We start from the raw sequence: 17,299 nt of genomic DNA, 5'->3' as shown, positions 1-17,299 counted from the left end.
TCATGAGGGTCGTTCTCGCCGAAGACCTGCACCTCCTCCGCGAGGGTCTGGTCCACCTCCTGAGAGCCCACGACTTCGAGGTGGTCGCGGCCGTCGAATCCGGCCCCGACCTCCTCACCGCCCTGATCACCCACCGCCCCGACGTCGCGGTCGTGGACGTACGCCTCCCGCCCACGTTCACCGACGAGGGCCTGCAAGCCGCCCTGGCCGCCCGCCGCCAGATCCCCGGGCTCCCCGTCCTCGTCCTGTCCCAGCACGTCGAACAGCTCTACGCCCGGGAACTCCTGGCCGACGGCACCGGCGGGATCGGCTACCTGCTCAAGGATCGCGTCTTCAACGCCGAACAGTTCATCGACGCCATCCGCCGGGTAGCCGCGGGCGGCACCGCCATGGACCCCGAGGTCATCGCCAAACTCCTGGCCAGCAACTCCAGAAACGAACCGGTCGCCCGCCTCACCCCCCGCGAACGCGAAGTCCTCGAACTCATGGCCGAAGGCAGATCCAACGCCGCCATCGGCCAGCGCCTGTTCCTCAGCGAAAGCGCGGTAGGCAAACACACCGCCAACATCTTCCTCAAACTCAACCTCGCCCCCAGCGACGACGACAACCGCCGCGTCCTGGCCGTTCTCGCCTACCTGAACGACAAGTAGCCACTCAGATTCGAGAAGCGCGCCAGGTCGCCTTCGAACGTCTGCTCGCGACCATCGAGCTCAGAATTCGAGAAGCACGGCGGGGTCGAAAGAGATCTCGAAGGATTTGTCCGCTTCGATCTCGCTCGTCAGTATCGTCCCCGCGATCACTGCAGGTGTAGCCGTATAGCCGTGCTCGCCGAGCGTCAGCACCTGCACGCGGGGGTTCGGATGATGGTCCACTATCCAGTACTGCGAGATGCCGACGGCAGCATACTCGCCGACCTTGCGCACTCGGTCGTTGCGCTCGCTGCTGCTTCCGGGGGAGACGACCTCGACGGCCAGCAGCACCTCTCTGCCGGGGATCACCTTCGGCGATTCATCGATGATCACAGCCCGGGCGACTTCACGGGGGATGACGAAGATATCCGGTTTGCGGATTCCGGCCGGGGTACTGATCTCCCACTCGCCGCCGTCACAGACGATCACTGCGGCGCCGGCTCGGACAGCCGCCGCTTCGATGATTCGGGACAGGTTCCGTGCCGCCCAGTTGTGTCGTGATCCAGCCGCCACCTCGATCAGCCACCCGTCCTCGAGCTCGAACCCCTTGCCGTCCTCCGGAAGCTCGTGCAGATCCAACACGGTGTACGGCCCGAATCCCACGTCGTGGGCCAAGCCAGGTCCGCTCATGATCACGCCTCCCAGCGGCTATCGCGAGTGCTGATTCGCCGGTTCGATGCTAACCCAGCAGCCCTGGCCATCGAATCACGTTGGTCTGGGGGTCGGGTTTCGCGAGGAATGTCGCTGGAGACTCGGGTGGCAGGCTGTTCCAGTTGATCAACGCACGTGGACGCGACCTGGCGTGGCTGCGAACGCTCCGCCAGATCGCGGATCAACGCACGCGGGCGGGGACGTGACTCCGGGCGTGAGCGCCTGTTCGCGCCTCTCGAAGCACACCGATCAACTCAACGCACGCAGGCGGGGACGTGACGGTTGGACGGCAATGCCCTCCCGTGTGTTGGAGGACATGAGGGACAGTTGGGCCGCTGTGGTGATCTAGAGGGTGGTGACAGACTGGGAGGGGCCGGATTCTGTCGGTGGTGGTCGATAGCTTGGCAGCGGGACTTGTGGCTCGAGGGAGGTTGCGGTGAAGGTTCAGGTCAACCGGGATGTGCTGGGTGAGGCGGTGGCGTGGGCGGCTCGGGTGATTCCGGGGCGGCCGGCCTTGCCGGTGTTGTCGGGGTTGTTGCTTGAGGCGGGCGAGGGGCTGCGGGTTTCGGCGTTTGATTATGACGTGTCGGCGCGGGCCGAGGTGGAGGCGGAGGTTGCTGAGCCGGGGCGGGTGCTGATTCCGGGGCGGGTGCTGGCGGAGATCACGCGGAGCCTGCCGGGGAAGCCGGTGGAGATCGTGACGTCGGGGTCGGAGGCGGTGCTGACCTGTGGGAGCGCCGAGTTCGGGCTGCTGACGTTGCCGGTGGAGGATTTTCCGACGTTGCCGACGTTGCCGCCGAAGATCGGCGCGGTGAGCGGGGGTGTGTTCGCGACGGCGGTGGCGCAGGTGGCGGTGGCGGCCAGCCGGGATGACACCCTGCCCATGTTGACCGGAGTGCGGATGGACATCGAGGGGATCAACGTCTCGATGGCCGCCACGGATCGTTACCGGATCGCGGCTCGGGATTTTCTCTGGTCGCCGGAGCTCGATGACGCGGCCCATGCCGTCGTCGTGCCCGCCAAGGTGCTCGTCGACGTGGCGAAGTCACTGCGCGGCGGTGAGGTGTCCGTGGGGTTGGGCAACAATGTCGCGGGCTTCGAGAGCCAGGGCAAGGCGACCACCGTGCGGCTGCTGGACGACCAGTTCATCGACTATCGGGCCCGCCTGGCCAGCGACTGGCCGATCTGCGCCACCATCCCGGTCGCGGCCTTCATCGAGGCGATCAAGCGCGTCACCCTGGTCGCCGAGCGGAACACGGCCTCGGTCCGGTTGACGTTCTCCGGCGGCGAGGTCCTCATTCAGGCAGGCGGCGGCGACATCGGCCGGGGAGCCGAGGTGGTCGAGGCCGAGCTGGACGGCGACGACATCGTCATCGCCTTCCAACCGCAGTTCCTGCTCGACGGCCTCGCCGGCGTCGAAACCGAAAAGGTCCGCCTCAACATGGACTCGCCCACCCGCCCAGCCCTCATCACCGAGGAAGGCGACGACCCGTCCTTCCGCTACCTGGTCATGTCCCTGCGCTTACCGTGACCGGGCACGGTCTAGCTGAGGTCTTGGGCGTCGGTGAGGGCGATGAGGATGTGTTCCATGCAGGCGTGGCCGGCGTGTTCGGCGGCTGCGGCGTCGCCGGCGGCGATGGCGCGGACGATGCCGTCGTGGGGGATGTAGTTCTGCTCCAGGGTGCCGCCCGCGGCCGCGATGCTGGCGCGCAGGGCGGCGGAGAAGTCGGCGTAGAGGTCGATGAGGACGCGGTTGTGGGTGGCCTGCACGACGGCGACGTGGAAGGCCAGGTCGGCTTCCACGAAGATGGTGGGGTCGCCCCCGGACCAGGCCTGCTCGCGGCGGGCCAGGGCGGTCTCCATGGCCACGATGTCGGCGTCGGTCCTGCGGGTGGCGGCCAGGCGTGCGGCCTCCACTTCGAGCGCACGCCGTACCTCAAGGATTTCGAGCTGTTCGGCGGTGCGCAGGCGGCGAGCCATCGCGCCGGACAGTTCGCTGGTGGCGCGGACGTAGGTGCCGTCGCCCTGGCGGCAGTCGAGCAAGCCCGCGTGGGTGAGCGCGCGGACGGCCTCGCGAACGGTGTTGCGCCCCACGCCCAGCTGCTCGGCGAGCACGGTCTCGGTGGGGATCTTGCCATGCAGCTGCCATGAACCAGAAGTGATCTGCTCCTTGAGCTGGTCGATCACCTGGTCCACGAGAGACGCACGCTGCGCCGTACGCAGACTCACAGTCCGCCTCCTCCGGGGAAACCAGTCATCCCATGAGTCAATGACTGGTCGACCCTAATTATTCCAGGGCATCCAGCACAAATCCGGGTGCCCTGGGAGGAGCTATCGGGTGAGCACCGCGGGCACCGCGGTGCCCGGCACGTTCGCGTGGATGCCCACGGCTTCGAGCGCCCTACGATACGCCCTGGCCTGGTTCTCCCGCGCACCGGCCTGGCCCCAGAGGTCGCCGAGCTCGCGCCAGGTCCTGGCGGTCTCGCGGTCGGGCTGCGGCCCGGCCACGCTGAGCAACTCCTGCGCCCGGCGCAGCTCGCCACCGGCGTCCTGAGACCGTGACAGGGCCACTTCCGCCAGCACCAGATAGGCCGCCGCGGGAGTCGTCCCCCGCACGCCCACCAGGCCGTCGAGCGCCCGGTTGGCCAGTTCCCCGGCCTCGTCGGGGTTTCCCGCGCGAAGCCGTACGTGAGAAAGCACGATCAGGCTGCGGGCGTGCTCGAGCATTTCCGCGGGGAAGGTCGCGAAGACCGAACCGGCGGCGGTGGCCAGCTCATTGGCGCGGTCCAGATCTTCGTCCGCGCGGTTGACCACGGTGATCCTGGCCCAGCGCATCGCGATCCTGGCCATCCTGATGGCCATCCGGGCGGGCCGTCCGGCGGCGATGGCGTCCTCGGCCAGCTGCACGGCCAGCGCGGAGTCCTCACCTTCGGCGGCGGTCACGCTGGCCTGCCAGAGCGCCAGGATCTCGTTGCTGCGGTCGGCCACCGGCGTCACCCCGTTGGAGGCGATCACCCGGTCCACGAAGGTCAGCCCGGTCTCGGTCTCGACCAGCGCGGCGGCCAGGTCGACCGCGAGCTCGCCCTGGTCCACGCCCAGCTGATCCACCTGGGAGAGCGCCTGCGCGCCCAGGTCGCGGGCCCGCTGCAGGTCGCCCGCGCGCTGGTAGCAGCGGCACAGCGCCACCGTCAGCGGCAGCCCGGCGAGCCGCTCGGGATGCGCGGCGGCCTCCCGGCGCAGCCGCTCGAACGCCTCGACCGCGCGGCCGATCCGGCCCTGCGACTCCAGCGCCCGGGCCCGGCCGAAGCGGGCGTGGGCCGCGAGCATCGCGTTCTCCTCGCCCGCGGCCTTGACGATGTCGCTGAAGCGGTCAGCCGCCATCGCCGGGTCGCCGTGGAAGAGCTCGAGCTCCGCGTGGCGCAGGCTCAGCTCGGTGTCGATCCGCTGCCGCGGTTCGATCCCGTGCAGCAGGAATTCCGTCGTGCAACCGAGTCTCTCGGCCAGCAGGCGCGCGACGACCGGCGTCGGCGTTCGCTTACCTGACTCGATCAGCGAGACGTAAGAGTCGGACAGATCCGGCCCGGCAAGTTGGGCTTGGGACATGCGCCTGCTCAACCGCAGGCCTCGGACGCGGTCACCTATGGTTCCCTGACTCGGCATCTGGTCTCTCAGGGCATGGGAATGGTCAATGGTCCCGCCATGATGGCACGAAGCCCCTCAATCGGGTAACCCTCCCGTCAAGAATCCCGAGGGCGAACCTTTGTCCACACCTCGGGATTCGACCAGAGAAAGCGACAATTGTGGACGTCAGTCGTCCGAGTCGTCCTTGCTGGGGAAAATCATTTGGCAAACTTCGAGGTACAACGTCTCCGGGTAAGGGATGTATGGGACCGACCGCAAGGCCTGATCCTGACCGGCCGATTCCATGACGAACTCACCGTAGCCGAGCATGCGTCCGAGCAGGTCGCGCTGGAAGCTCATGTCGGTCACCTTGCCGAGCGGCATCATCGCGACCTTGCGCGTGATCAGCCCGGTGGTGAGGAGCATGCGCGCCGAGGTGACCACGAAGTAGTCCACCGACCACTCCGCCACCTTCCAGACAAACCGGATCAGCAGCAGCAGCCAGGCCCACCAGATCACGACCAGGGCGTTGCCCCCGTTGTTCTCCCCCAGCCACTTGCTCAGCAGGCCGGCCAGGATGAGGCCACCGAAGATCTCGGCCACCGGGCGGAGCAGCACGGCCGGGTGACGCCGGACCATGATCACCTGGTGCTCGTGGGGGAGGAGGTAGCGGTTGACCGATGACGGGGCCGAATCCCCGTGGGTCACGAGCCTCATGTGAGACGCGCGAAGAATTGGGCCACCGAGTCCGCCGCGTTCATGACGCCGGTCACGGCGCCCGTCACGGTGTCGGCTGCGTCATGCGGCCTCGACAACAGGTAGAACGCCACCAGGGCCACAGCTCCCCACTTAAGGATCTTCTTGACCTGCACTGCCGTCACCACTCCCATGAGGTATAGATTACCCAGGCACCATGTTCGGTAAAGCGGAAAAAGTCGGAACATCCGGCGTCGATATGACCCCTGCTTATCCGCGTTGCGCGGCCGCGAGGACCTGCAGGTGTTTCCGTGCGATCCGCTCCACCAGCCCGGGATAGGCGTGACCCGTCACTTCCACAGCGCCATGGTGGGCGGCCTGAATACAGCGCGTGACGGTCGTGGCGGGGTGCACCCCCGCGAACTCATCTAGGAGCGCGGCCTCGACCTGCTCGTAACGATCACTATTGTCCGGAAGCTGACTCATGGCTCTCCCTGGCACGCGCCCGTCGAGTGACGCAAAAGAGACGTCGTCATTACTCTACGTACCCGTGTCGGCACGCGCTGTAACTATGGCCAGGGAAAGCCCGAGTTTCGGAGTGCTCAGAGACGGATTAGACGACGCCGTAGAGCCGGTCGCCCGCGTCGCCGAGGCCGGGGAGGATGTAGCCCTGGTCGTTGAGGCATTCGTCCAGGCCGGCCGTGACCACCCGGATCGGGCGGCTGGAACCCTGGAACATCCCGTCCAGGTGCGCCAGGCCTTCCGGGGCCGCCAGCAGGCAGAGCGCGGTCACGTCCTCCGCGCCGCGGTCGAACAGGTACTGGATGGCGGCGGCGAGGGTCCCGCCGGTGGCCAGCATCGGATCCAGCACGTAGCACTGCCGGCCGGAGAGGTCCTCGGGCAACCGTGTCGCGTAGGTGGACGCTTCGAGCGTCTCCTCGTTGCGGATCATGCCGAGGAAACCGACCTCGGCCGTCGGCAGCAGGCGCATCATCCCGTCCAGCATCCCCAGGCCGGCCCGCAGGATCGGGACCACGATGGGGGCCGGCCGCGACAGCCGTACGCCCTGGGCCGGGGTCAGCGGCGTCTCCACCGTCACCGCGGAGACCCGGACGTCGCGTGTCGCCTCGTACGCGAGGAGGGTGACCAGTTCGTCGGCCAGCCGGCGGAATGTCGGCGAGTCGGTCCGTACGTCGCGCAGCGTGGTCAGCTTGTGGGCGACAAGCGGATGATCAACGACAAGGGTCTCCATGACAGCAAAATTTACCGCCAACCGCTAGCTCCGCCGGAAGCAGCCCGGCTGTTTTGATCACAATTTGGCGTGAGCACCGGACGGCATCGGTGCACTTCTGGGACCATGGCCAACGTGAAGACCGCGCCGGTGGAGCACCGATGACAGACGAAGACGCGCTTGACTTCGCCATTGTGGTCTACCGCGAGGACGATCACTGGGAAGCCGAGATGCTGCCGGTGGCGCTGACCTCCGACCTCCGCGGCCTCATCCAAGCTCTCCGCCAGCAGCCCAGCGACGGCGGCACGATTGGCTTGGTCGCGGTGGGGGATGACTTCTTCGTGGCGTTACGGGTCTTCGGCGAACGCGTCAGTGTCTTCCTCTCCGACATCACCGCCGCCTGGGAATGGCCGCTGGCCCGCCAGGTGCTCGACTACCTCGATGTGCCCGTGCCCGAGGAGGAGGAGCTCGACAGCGTCCTGCCCTGCGGCGACCTGTCGGTCTTCGCCGACCTCGGCCTAGACGAGATGGAACTCGGCGCCCTCTCCGGCGACGACGACCTCTACCCCGACGAGGTGCTCTTCAGCATCGCCGCGCGCCTCGGATTCCGCGACCCCTTCGAACGTGCCGTCGACGCCGCCACCGGCTGACGTCGGGAGCTGGACATGCCACCGAGACCGAATCTCTTCGCCGCCGCCTTCCTTCGCAACGGCTCCGGTTGGACCGGGGCCGAAGTCGACCTCACCGAAGCGGAGATCGCCGACGACGTCGGCGACGCCGTCCAGGAAGCCCTCGGGCTGACCGGCGACGAGCTGGCCGTGCTCTGCGTCGAGGTCGAGGATGAATGGTTCGCCATCGTCCGGTACGACGGGGAGGCCGATCCCCGCGTATTCCTCTCCGACGCGCAGGCCGGGCTCGCCGACTCGCTGGGCGAGCTGTTCGCCGAGCTGGCCGGGGTGGCGGTGGACAAGGAGACGCCCGATCTGGGGGTACGGCCCGCCGGGGACTTCGAGCTGCTCGCCGATTTCGGGTTGAGCGCGGAGGAGTTGCTGGAGCTCAGCATGGAGGAGGGCATGCTTCCGGCCGACACGCTCTCCGTCGTCGCGGAGCGGCTGTCCTTCGGGGACGAGCTCGACCGGTTGCGGTGACGTACGAGGGCGCCATGCGGGTGGCGTTGGCGCAAGCCGTACAGGCCGGGGAGCGCGGTGAAGTCCCCGTCGGCGCGGTCGTGCTCTCCCCCACCGGCGAGATCCTCGCCGAAGCCGGGAACGCCCGCGAGTCCACGCACGACCCGACCGCGCACGCCGAGATCCTCGCCATCCGCGCCGCCGCGCGCGCCGACTGGCGCCTCACCGGCTGCACCCTGGTCGTCACCCTCGAACCGTGCACGATGTGCGCCGGCGCCGCCGTGCAGGCCAGGCTCGCCCGCGTCGTCTACGCCGCCCCCGACGAGAAGTCCGGCGCCGCCGGCTCCCTCTGGGACGTCCTGCGCGACCGCCGCCTCAACCACCGCCCCGAAGTCCTCATGGGCGTCCTCGCCGACGAATCCACCGCCCTGCTGCGCACCTTCTTCGCAGCCCGCCGCCCCTGAATGCGGGCGCACCCACCCACCTTTGTCCGGTAAGCTGCTGCGCGGTGGTGTCTCCTAGTGGCCGATGGAGCGCGCCTCGAAAGCGCGTGTAGGGCAACCTACCGTGGGTTCAAATCCCACCACCACCGCCACCCGAAATGAGCCGTTGATCTGCGTGCGCAGGTCAGCGGCTCTCTTGCGTTTCGTGGCCGCCCTCGTTCTGTCGGTCCGGTGTGTTAGACCTGGCAGCTCTCCTGACGTTGGAGGGACACGAGTGCTTTCGCAGCAAGATCAGTGGGGTGAGCTGTGGACCTCCGCTGGTGCTCCCTACGGCTCGTTGCACGCCAGTAAGTGCAAGGAGCAGTTCAGCCTCGCCTTCACGCATGCGATCACAGCGGCCAGCAGATGCAAGATCTCGGACCTCAGGGTAGATGACGAGCGCGTCGACTACACGATCCGTCAGGTCGCCAATCATCGTCGTTTCAGCTCGTCCACGGTGGACGTGCAGATGAAGTGCACCGAGCAGGATGTCCTGAGGGATGATGGCGTGCACTGGTCTCTAGATCGCAGTCACTATGACGCCTTGCGTGATCTGAGGACCTACAACCGGAAGATTCTTGTCGTTCTCCTGGTGCCCCACCGGCTTGATCGATGGCTGGAGACGCAGGAAGAGGGCATGCTGCTCCGCAAGACTGCATATTGGGTGTGCCTCGAAGGGCATGAACCCATCGAAACCGCGTCGAAGACCGTGGTCCTTCCCAGGGTGAACGTCTTCAATGTCGAGCAGCTCCTGGGGATACTTCAGCGTGTGGGTGATGGAGGACAGCCATGAACGCCACGAGTGACCACGCTGCCCGGCCACTGATCCTCACCGAAGATCTGTCGCCTGCCGCGATCGAGGCTTTCCTTGAGGTGAGCGGATGGGTTCAGACCGACGTGCGGGATGGTCTGTTCTCGATCTGGGAGAACGTGCTGGCGGACGCCAGTCTGATGCTTCCGTACGATCGCTCCTACCGTGACTTCTCAGCGCGCCTGGCAGATGCCCTGGCCACGATCGCGGACGTGTATGGCATTGGCAATCAGGAAGATCTCGCTCTGGAGATCGCGAGTGCTCGCAGTGACATTCTGCTGCTTCGTACGGATCAGCAGACCCTTGACGGATCGATACCGCTAAGTGAGGCGCAGGAACTGCTGAACGGTGTGAGCCAGATGCTCACAGCGGCCGCCTGCAGCGCGATCAGGCCGCGTGCCTCGAATCCGGGGCGACGTCCTGACGCGGTGAAGGAATTCCTCGCCGAGGAGGTCCGGATGGGGCACACCCTGCGGGGCAGCTTCGTCCTCACCATTCTTGCCCGTCATGTCGATACCAGGTCAGAGGAACTCCCTGAACCTGACGCCGACGATCAGGCGGTCATCGGCACGTACACACGTCGGGTGATGACGACGCTGGCGACGGGGCTGGCCGCCGCGCGCGACTTGCTCGCGGACGGTTCGGAGGCCGAACTTGACGACGCGGTTCAACGCGGTGCCAGCGCAGAATTGATCGACTCGCTGGAGAAGATGAGTCAGCAGCCAGGTGTCCGCGCCCTGGATATGTCATTCCGCTGGTCACCAAGCCAACCCCCGCCGGAGGGCACGCTGAGCCGTGTAATCCTTCCTCGTCCGAGTCCAGCCCGCCTGGAACGAGTTCAGGAGTCGCTTCGTGGCCGCCCGGTCGTGGAGCAGGATGACGTCCTTGGCCAGGTAATCCGCCTGGAACGGGCTGAAGGCCAGGACGAAGGCGTCGTGGTGGTCGACGGATATCTGGGCCGCACCCGACGCCGGGTAAAGATGAGACTCGCCGGGGATGACTACCGACTCGCCATCCGCGCCCACGAAGATCGGCGCCCAATCATCGCCTCAGGCGTGGTGACTCTGGCAAAGCGATCATGGTGGCTAACCGCACCCGTATCGATACGGGTGCCACTCGAAGAAGCCACCAACGGGTAAGCACAGCGCAGCTCGCGACAAATCGGAGAAGTTCGTATTTTGTCACACTAGCCACTAGCACATCAGGGCTTCAGCCTGCTTGGCCGTGAACTCTCTGTCGCCAGACCAGCCATAGCGCGGATACCGAGGAATCCTTCGCGGCGAGGTGATTCGGCCTGAGGCGCGGGCTTAAGGGTTGTGTGGGGCTGAGTTGGGATCGGCCAGAGGAACAACGTTTGTTTGTTCCGGCTGGCCGACGGGGGGTTAGTTTTCTAGTTCCAGGACTCGGGCGTGGAGGACGGAGCGTTGGTGGAGGGCGGCGCGTAGGGCGCGGTGGAGGCCGTCTTCCAGGTAGAGCTCGCCCTGCCATTGGACGACGTGGGGGAACAGGTCGCCGTAGAAGGTGGAGTCTTTGGCCAGGAGAGAGTGGAGATCTAGGACCGCTTTCGTGGTGACTAGTGTGTCGAGTCTGACTTGTCTGGGTGGTATTTGGGCCCATTCGCGATGGCCAAGGCCATGTTCGGGGTAGGGGCGTCCATCGCCGACCGTCTTAAAGATCACGCTACGTAGTTTAGGAGAAAAGGGGCTGCTTTGCCTGCTGGTCAGGGAGTGCCGGAGAAGGTGTCGCAGCGGGCGGGGTCGCCGGAGTCGTAGCCGGAGGTGAACCACGTGACGCGCTGCTCGGAGGTGCCGTGGGTGAAGGCGTCGGGGGCGACGCGGCCCTGGGTGCGCTCCTGGATGCTGTCGTCGCCGACGGCGGCCGCGGCGCCGAGTGCTTCCTTGATGTCGGTCTGGGTGAATTCTTTGGCGTAGAAGCCGGTGTTTACCGCGTTCTTCGCCCATACTCCAGCGAAGCAGTCGGCTTGGAGCTCTAGGCGGACGGAGTCGCTTTCCGGGCCTTGATCTTGGCTCACCTTGCCCATGGTGCCGAGCAAGTTTTGTACGTGATGTCCGTACTCGTGGGCTATTACGTACGCCTGAGCGAAGGGCCCACCGGAGGCGCCGAACTGGGACCGCAGCTGGTCGAAGAAGGTCAAGTCCAGATAGACGTTGCGGTCGCTGGGGCAGTAGAACGGGCCCACCGAGGAGTCGGCGTTGCCGCAGCCGGTCTGCACGCCGCCGGTGAACAGGGCGGTCTTGGCGGGTTCGTAGCCCTGGATCTCGCCTGACCAGTATTCCTGCAGGCTGTTGACCACGCCGACGACGCGGCACTGCTCGTCCTGGTCGGCGTCGGCGCCGGTCCTGCATTTCTCGCTGAGGTCGGAGGTGGGTTCCAGGCCGGCGGGCTGGCCGCCGCCCATGATGTCGCCGGGGTTGATCCCGAAGACCAGGGCCACGATGAGGACGATGATTCCGGCGGCGCCACCGCCGATGGCGAGCCCGCCGCCGCGGCCGCCCCGGTTCTCCACCTGGGACGTGTCCAGTTGTGCCTGATCGTCGAAGTCCATCTGGGACGCTCCCGCGGTCGGTTGCCTCCGACCGTCGCAGCTGCCCTCAGATCCGTCCCGCGAACGTGTCGCATCGTCCGGGGTCGCCGGAGTCGTAGCCGATGCTGAACCACTTCTCGCGCTGCGCCGAGGTGCCGTGGGTGAAGCCCTCGGGGGTGACGTAGCCCTGGGTACGCCGCTGGATGCTGTCGTCGCCGACCGCGGAGGCGGCGCTGAGCGCCTGGTCGATGTCTTGCTTGCTGAAGGGTTCGGTGTAGAAACCGGTGCGCAGCGCGTTGTGCGCCCACACCCCGGCGTAGCAGTCGGCTTGCAGTTCCAGCCGGACCGCGCCGCTGTTGGCGCCCTGCCGGTCGTTGCCGACGCGCCGCATGGTGCCGAGCAGGTTCTGTACGTGGTGACCGTACTCGTGGGCGATGACGTAAGCCTGGGCGAAAGGTCCGCCTTGTGCGCCAAAGCGGGTTTGGAGCTCGTTGAAGAAGCTTAGGTCTAGATACACCTTTCGGTCGGCTGGGCAGTAGAAGGGGCCGACGGAGGAGTCGGCTTTTCCACAGGCTGTGGATACCGTTGTGCGAGTGCCGCCGAAGAGGTGGGTACGTGCGGGGGTGTACGTGCGACCGCGGCCGGCGAAAGCTTGTTTCCAGTAGGTCTGGATGCTGTTGACGATTCCGACTATTCGGCAATCTTCGGATTGGTCGGCGTCTGCGCCGAATTTGCAGCGGTCGGCTAGGTTTCCGCTGGGTTGGGGCTGGCGGGGCGAGGGTTCGTACCGGTTGCCGTACTCCCCGGAGAAGCCGTTCAGGAGAGGCTGGCCGAGCAGGAGGATGGCGCCGAGGCCGATGATGACGAGCAGACATCCGCCTTTGCCGCCGATCGGCAGCGCGCAGCCGGGCATCGCGCCACAACCGGGCATCGAGCCGCCGCCGCCCGGTTGCGGACCCGACGCCCTGGCGTCCTCGACCTGGGACGGGTCCAGCTCGGCGTCGTCTTTGAAATCCATCCGCGCAGTCCTCCTGAGCGCCCGGGCGATTACTCTTCGTAATCATCCCCATGCTCGGGGGGTTCACGCGGGGCACATCCGAGAAGATCACCTTGTGGGTTGACCTTCCCGGATGTGCCGTTAGGGGTGTTATGCGCGGGGGCGGATCGGCGTCAGGAGTTGCTCCAGGACCTGACGGGCGTCCTTGCGCCGTCCGGGGCGTCGCGACCACACGGCGGGGAGGGCCACGCCCAGGATGATGAGCGGGAAGATCCAACGCGAGGTCAGGAGAGTGCTTTCGGATTGAGTGTCCGAGATGTTCTGACCGGTCCGCGAGTTTTGGCGTAAGCTGACACGCACGTATGGCTCCTATTAGTCGTACGGGCAGGAAATGACGGCCCCTCCGTTCCAGCGGAGGGGCTGTTCTTTTACGCAGCCTGGGCCGTCATCAGACGGTTCTCTGGAGATCCGTTCGTGCGGCCTAGAGTAGCGCCTATCCACTGAGGATGCCCCAAATCGCAACTTATTCGACGAGTCGGTGTTCGGCGAGTTCCGGCAGACCGCCAGGCTCCGAACGAAATGACACTAGGTGTCGGCAATCGTATCGTCTCCTAGTGCTATATAAAGTGTCTCTAGACCACTACCAGGGGCGATGCACGCGGAGAACCGCCATTGGATATCGCCATTGGTTGAATGGGTGGCTCGGCTCGGAGGACGTTTTATGTCATTGTCATAGCAAGCTCTGGTCATGGTATGGAAATGCGGACCTATGGATAGCGATAGTGGTCCAAGAATGCGAGTACACGTGGTTCTGTGGCAGAGTCCGAGGTTTCACTAGTAAGGCGAGAAGGCCGGGATCTATTACCCGGCTAGGTCGCAAGATGTGCTCAAGGGGCAGCTGGTCCGAGCCGCGGCAAAAGGGCCGGTTGGGTCAGTCGGCCCCTGGGCGTTGTTGCTGCTCAACCAAGCGCGGAGGATACGAGGTTCGACTCCTGAGGGGTTGCCCCTAATGCGCGTTCAAGTGCGGATCTCTGTACGCGCCAGTCCAGGCAGGTCGCCGAGCAGGGCATGAGCGCTACGACAGCCACCGCTGAACGACGCCGCTCCCCTGATCAGGTGAGGGCTTGGGCTGCTCGATGGCGGAGCGGGGCTTCGTGGTCCGGGTCGGTGTGCAGCGTTATGGTCAGCCCGGTATGGGCGGCCTCGGCCAGGATGCTCAGCAGCGTGGCGAACTGTTCGGGAGGCTCGGCGCTGAGGAGGTCCTCGGCGTGCTCCACGACAAGGGTGAGTGTTCCGGCGCGGGTCGCGTCGCTGAGGGAGTCGGCGAACGCGTCCCAATTGCGGCCGAAGTAGTCGGGGAAGCGCAGAACCCGTGCCGCCTCCTCGAAGAAGGCGGCGCGGGTCCGGCATGCGCGTCCGTCGATGACCGCCGGCGCCGGGCCGGTGGAGACTGTCAGCCAGTGCGGCAGCGGACGTGCGGCGGTCATGGGAGTTCCTAGAGCCGGTAGAAGTCGGTGTAGTGGTTCGGCGAGAACCAGGTCACGCCGGTGCTGCGGTTGACGACGATCCGGTACGCGTCACGTGCCGCCCCCCGCGCCCGGGAGTAGACGTCGTACTCGTAGTAGGTGGCGCCGCTGGGCAGCTGGCCCTCGCGGTTGTAGTGGCGCCCGCCAGTGTAGTTGTACCGGCCGTCCGGCCAGGAGTACCAGCCGCTGGTGGTGGGGTAGCCCTTGGATCTCCAGGTCGCGTTGGCCGAACGCGCGTCGGAGCATCGGGAGATGGTGCAGGAGTTGTAGACCGACGCCTCGGCGGGGGTGATGCCGGCCACACCGGTCAGGGAGACGATGGTGGCGAGCACGAGGGTGAGCCGTGCCGGCCACCAGGGTCGGGGGCGATGCGGGGTGTGCACGAAGCCTCCATGAGGGAAAGCGAGGGCAGTGACACCCCTGATGATCACCTTTGACTCGTGTCAAGTGAAGAGAAAGATCGTCAAAGGGATGGTGAACTCTTCGCGGCTGGGGAACGCCGGCGACATCACCAGGTGGCCGGCACGTTGACTGCGCAGAAACGGATCAGCATGTGGGGTGTCGTCGTGACGCATACGGGCGCTTACCGACCCCAACACACCCAGTGAGGGATCTACTCGCGGCGACAGGTCTCGGAGGGTGCTTAAGAAGCAACTGACCCAAGACGCACGAAAGGGCCGGTTGGATCGACCGGCCCTTTCGTGTTTCTGCTGCTCAACCAAGCGCGGAGGATACGAGATTCGAACTCGTGAGGGGTTGCCCCCAACACGCTTTCCAAGCGTGCGCCCTAGGCCAACTAGGCGAATCCTCCGCCGAGAAGCTTACATGACCCAAGGGATGCCGCGCCCATTCCGAGGTGGCCTCACGCACTGCCGGGCAGGGCTAGACTGTGTCAGGACCCCTCGCGCGGCGTCATCCTGTGAACCTCCCCAGGGCCGGAAGGCAGCAAGGATAAGCGGGCTCTGGCGGGTGTGCGGGGGGTCTTCTGGTTTTGGGATCCTCGCGATCTCAGGGCCGACCATCGGCGACGCTCTCCCCGAGGAGACCGTATGAGTCTCGCGCTCTACCGCAAGTACCGGCCAGGGACGTTCGCAGAGGTCAAGGGGCAGGAACACGTCACCGAGCCGCTGCGCCAGGCGTTGCGGAGCGGGCGGATCAATCATGCGTATCTGTTCAGCGGGCCGCGTGGCTGCGGGAAGACCTCCAGCGCAAGGATCCTCGCGCGGAGTCTGAACTGTGCGGAAGGGCCGACGCCCGATCCGTGCGGGGTGTGCGAGTCGTGTGTGGCGCTGGGGCCGACGGGGCCCGGCCATCTCGATGTGATCGAGATTGACGCGGCGTCGCACGGTGGCGTGGACGATGCCCGCGATCTGCGGGAACGTGCGTTCTTCGCGCCGGTTTCCGCGCGGTTCAAGATTTACATCATCGACGAGGCGCACATGGTGACCCGGGAGGGGTTCAACGCGCTGCTCAAGCTCGTCGAGGAACCGCCGCCGCATCTCAAGTTCGTTTTCGCGACCACGGAGCCGGAGAAGGTCATCGGGACGATCAAGTCCCGGACCCACCATTACCCGTTCCGGCTGATGCCGCCCGCGACGATCCGGCAGCTCATGGAGGAGATCCTGGAGTCGGAGTCGGTGCCGTACGAGGCGGCAGCGCTTCCGCTGGTCGTCCGTGCCGGGGCCGGTTCCGCTCGTGACTCGCTCTCCATTCTGGATCAGTTGCTCGCGGGCACCGACGACGCCGGCATCACCTACCAGCGCGCGGTCTCGCTGCTCGGTTACACCGACGGTGACCTCCTGGACGAGATCGTCGACGCGTTCGCCCGTCGGGACGGCTCGCTCGTCTTCCATGCCGTGAACCGCGTCATCGAGGGCGGTCACGATCCGCGGCGGTTCGCGATGGATCTGCTGGAACGTTTCCGCGATCTGGTCATCTTGGCGAATGTGCCGGAAGCCGCAGGAAACGGTCTTCTCGATCGGCCCGCCGACGAGCTGGAGCGCCTGCAGGGGCAGGCCGCCTCCATGGGTCCCGCCGAACTCACCCGCGCCGCCGAGGTATTCAACGCCGGTCTGACCGAAATGCGTGGCGCGGCCTCGCCCCGGCTGCTGCTGGAACTCATGTGCGCCCGCCTCCTCCTCCCCGCCGCCGCCCAGGGCGAAGCCGCCCTCCTGGCCCGCCTCGAACGCCTCGAACGCGAAGGCCCCCGCCCCTCATCCGGTACGGCTCCCGCCACAACCCATGGAGCCGGTTCGGCCCAAGCCGGATCCGGCACACCCTCCACCGGCCACGCCACGCCCCCCGCTGGCCCTGGTACGGCCTCCGCCGCGAGCTCCCGCCCCGACCATGAACCAGATGCGACCTCCGGCTCCCGCCCCGGTACGGTCTCCACCCCCTCGGCTGGCGCCGTCCCCGAACCTCGCAGCGGTTCGTCAACCGGGCCGGCGGGCGGCCGTACCCAATCCGACGACGACTGGCCTGCGGCGGCTCGTCCGGGTATGCCCAGCCCGCAACTCCCCGCCGCCGAACCCGCGTCCGCGCCTGCGGAATCTGCCGGGATGGGCACTGTCATGCAAGCGTGGCCACACGTCCTGGAAGCCGTCAAAACCCGCCAGCGAGTCGCCTGGATGATCCTCAACGCCCAAGGCCGCCTCCTGGGCGCCGAAGGCAACCTGGTCACCGTGGGCTTCGAAAAGCCCGGCGACGTCCAAGGCTTCCTCAAGGGCAAACGCGACGAGGTGGTAGCGGCCGCCCTCGGCGACGTCCTCGGTGGCAACTGGCGCGTCGACATCGTCGTCGGCTCAGGCCCAACCGGCGGCACCCCCCGCCCACCCGCAGGCCCTCCACCCAGCGGCTCCCCCTCCGGTACGGCAACGCCTCCCCCGCCAGCACATCAACCCCCCACAAGCCAGCGCCCCCAGAC

General features: G+C 66.5%; 20 protein-coding genes, 2 tRNA genes and 1 other RNA gene. 10 read left to right on the top strand and 13 right to left on the bottom strand.

What is annotated here, in order from left to right; translation table 11 throughout:
* Positions 1-2 precede the first annotated feature (2 nt).
* Complete coding sequence (locus Amac_RS07115) at positions 3-650, top strand: response regulator transcription factor (RefSeq protein ID WP_155353518.1); 648 nt, start codon at positions 3-5, stop codon at positions 648-650.
* A 60-nt stretch (positions 651-710) separates the two neighbouring features.
* Here the strand turns inward: Amac_RS07115 and Amac_RS07110 are convergent, their stop codons facing one another.
* A complete protein-coding gene (locus Amac_RS07110; RefSeq protein ID WP_246268126.1) occupies positions 711-1,271 on the bottom strand; it encodes a Uma2 family endonuclease in 561 nt (186 codons plus the stop codon).
* 505 nt (positions 1,272-1,776) lie between these two features.
* Between Amac_RS07110 and dnaN the strand changes: the two genes are divergently transcribed.
* The gene (gene dnaN / locus Amac_RS07105) at positions 1,777-2,871 is read left to right on the top strand and encodes a DNA polymerase III subunit beta (protein ID WP_155353516.1); all 1,095 of its coding nucleotides are present in this window, start codon (positions 1,777-1,779) and stop codon (positions 2,869-2,871) included.
* Positions 2,872-2,882: 11 nt separating this feature from the next.
* On the opposite strand, the gene Amac_RS07100 is transcribed toward dnaN, so the two are convergent.
* The 6 genes from Amac_RS07100 to upp form a co-directional block, all read right to left on the bottom strand.
* Entirely contained in the window at positions 2,883-3,569 is a 687-nt protein-coding gene (locus Amac_RS07100) for a FadR/GntR family transcriptional regulator (protein ID WP_155353515.1), read from the bottom strand.
* Positions 3,570-3,671: 102 nt separating this feature from the next.
* The gene (locus tag Amac_RS07095) at positions 3,672-5,000 is read right to left on the bottom strand and encodes a helix-turn-helix domain-containing protein (RefSeq protein ID WP_155353514.1); all 1,329 of its coding nucleotides are present in this window, start codon (positions 4,998-5,000) and stop codon (positions 3,672-3,674) included.
* Positions 5,001-5,147: 147 nt separating this feature from the next.
* Positions 5,148-5,678, bottom strand: coding sequence for a PH domain-containing protein (locus Amac_RS07090; RefSeq protein WP_155339877.1), 531 nt, complete (start codon positions 5,676-5,678; stop codon positions 5,148-5,150).
* The gene (locus tag Amac_RS07085; protein ID WP_155353513.1) at positions 5,675-5,842 is read right to left on the bottom strand and encodes a hypothetical protein; all 168 of its coding nucleotides are present in this window, start codon (positions 5,840-5,842) and stop codon (positions 5,675-5,677) included. The genes Amac_RS07090 and Amac_RS07085 overlap by 4 nt, the downstream gene beginning before the upstream one ends.
* A gap of 85 nt (positions 5,843-5,927) precedes the next feature.
* Positions 5,928-6,143 (bottom strand): three-helix bundle dimerization domain-containing protein, encoded by a 216-nt coding sequence (locus Amac_RS07080; RefSeq protein ID WP_155344951.1) that lies wholly within the window; start codon positions 6,141-6,143, stop codon positions 5,928-5,930.
* Positions 6,144-6,270: 127 nt separating this feature from the next.
* On the bottom strand, positions 6,271-6,909 hold the full coding sequence (gene upp / locus Amac_RS07075) for a uracil phosphoribosyltransferase (RefSeq protein WP_155353512.1): 639 nt from the start codon (positions 6,907-6,909) through the stop codon (positions 6,271-6,273).
* Between the two features lie 140 nt (positions 6,910-7,049).
* Between upp and Amac_RS07070 the strand changes: the two genes are divergently transcribed.
* The 6 genes from Amac_RS07070 to Amac_RS07045 all read left to right on the top strand — a co-directional run bounded on the left by Amac_RS07070 (position 7,050) and on the right by Amac_RS07045 (position 10,447).
* Positions 7,050-7,538, top strand: a complete 489-nt coding sequence (locus Amac_RS07070; RefSeq protein WP_155344949.1) for a tRNA adenosine deaminase-associated protein — start codon at positions 7,050-7,052, stop codon at positions 7,536-7,538.
* A gap of 15 nt (positions 7,539-7,553) precedes the next feature.
* Positions 7,554-8,036, top strand: coding sequence for a tRNA adenosine deaminase-associated protein (locus tag Amac_RS07065; protein ID WP_155344948.1), 483 nt, complete (start codon positions 7,554-7,556; stop codon positions 8,034-8,036).
* A 14-nt stretch (positions 8,037-8,050) separates the two neighbouring features.
* On the top strand, positions 8,051-8,479 hold the full coding sequence (gene tadA, locus Amac_RS07060) for a tRNA adenosine(34) deaminase TadA (protein ID WP_155353698.1): 429 nt from the start codon (positions 8,051-8,053) through the stop codon (positions 8,477-8,479).
* Positions 8,480-8,522: 43 nt separating this feature from the next.
* Positions 8,523-8,610: transfer RNA gene (locus tag Amac_RS07055), tRNA-Ser, on the top strand.
* Between the two features lie 122 nt (positions 8,611-8,732).
* Positions 8,733-9,290: a DUF4365 domain-containing protein gene (locus Amac_RS07050; protein WP_170322362.1), complete on the top strand. Its 558-nt coding sequence runs from the start codon at positions 8,733-8,735 to the stop codon at positions 9,288-9,290.
* Complete coding sequence (locus Amac_RS07045) at positions 9,287-10,447, top strand: hypothetical protein (protein WP_155353510.1); 1,161 nt, start codon at positions 9,287-9,289, stop codon at positions 10,445-10,447. Before Amac_RS07050 ends, Amac_RS07045 begins: the two co-directional genes overlap by 4 nt.
* Before the next feature lie 243 nt (positions 10,448-10,690).
* On the opposite strand, the gene Amac_RS54715 is transcribed toward Amac_RS07045, so the two are convergent.
* The 6 genes from Amac_RS54715 to Amac_RS07020 all read right to left on the bottom strand — a co-directional run bounded on the left by Amac_RS54715 (position 10,691) and on the right by Amac_RS07020 (position 15,187).
* Positions 10,691-10,987, bottom strand: coding sequence for a type II toxin-antitoxin system VapB family antitoxin (locus tag Amac_RS54715; protein ID WP_218040916.1), 297 nt, complete (start codon positions 10,985-10,987; stop codon positions 10,691-10,693).
* Between the two features lie 41 nt (positions 10,988-11,028).
* Entirely contained in the window at positions 11,029-11,874 is an 846-nt protein-coding gene (gene ypfJ, locus Amac_RS07040; RefSeq protein WP_155353509.1) for a KPN_02809 family neutral zinc metallopeptidase, read from the bottom strand.
* Positions 11,875-11,920: 46 nt separating this feature from the next.
* The gene (gene ypfJ / locus Amac_RS07035) at positions 11,921-12,871 is read right to left on the bottom strand and encodes a KPN_02809 family neutral zinc metallopeptidase (protein ID WP_155353508.1); all 951 of its coding nucleotides are present in this window, start codon (positions 12,869-12,871) and stop codon (positions 11,921-11,923) included.
* 1,091 nt (positions 12,872-13,962) lie between these two features.
* Positions 13,963-14,337, bottom strand: coding sequence for a barstar family protein (locus tag Amac_RS07030; protein ID WP_155353507.1), 375 nt, complete (start codon positions 14,335-14,337; stop codon positions 13,963-13,965).
* A gap of 8 nt (positions 14,338-14,345) precedes the next feature.
* Positions 14,346-14,759: a ribonuclease domain-containing protein gene (locus Amac_RS07025; RefSeq protein ID WP_155353506.1), complete on the bottom strand. Its 414-nt coding sequence runs from the start codon at positions 14,757-14,759 to the stop codon at positions 14,346-14,348.
* Between the two features lie 342 nt (positions 14,760-15,101).
* Positions 15,102-15,187, bottom strand: a tRNA-Ser gene (locus tag Amac_RS07020).
* An 82-nt stretch (positions 15,188-15,269) separates the two neighbouring features.
* Between Amac_RS07020 and ffs the strand changes: the two genes are divergently transcribed.
* Positions 15,270-15,365, top strand: an RNA gene (gene ffs, locus Amac_RS07015) — signal recognition particle sRNA small type.
* Between the two features lie 60 nt (positions 15,366-15,425).
* The coding region (locus Amac_RS07010) for a DNA polymerase III subunit gamma and tau (protein ID WP_155353697.1) at positions 15,426-17,299 on the top strand (1,874 nt) is incomplete at its 3' end.

The organism is Acrocarpospora macrocephala (assembly GCF_009687865.1).
Lineage (GTDB): Bacteria > Actinomycetota > Actinomycetes > Streptosporangiales > Streptosporangiaceae > Acrocarpospora > Acrocarpospora macrocephala.
This window is presented reverse-complemented; position numbering and strand designations above follow the sequence as displayed.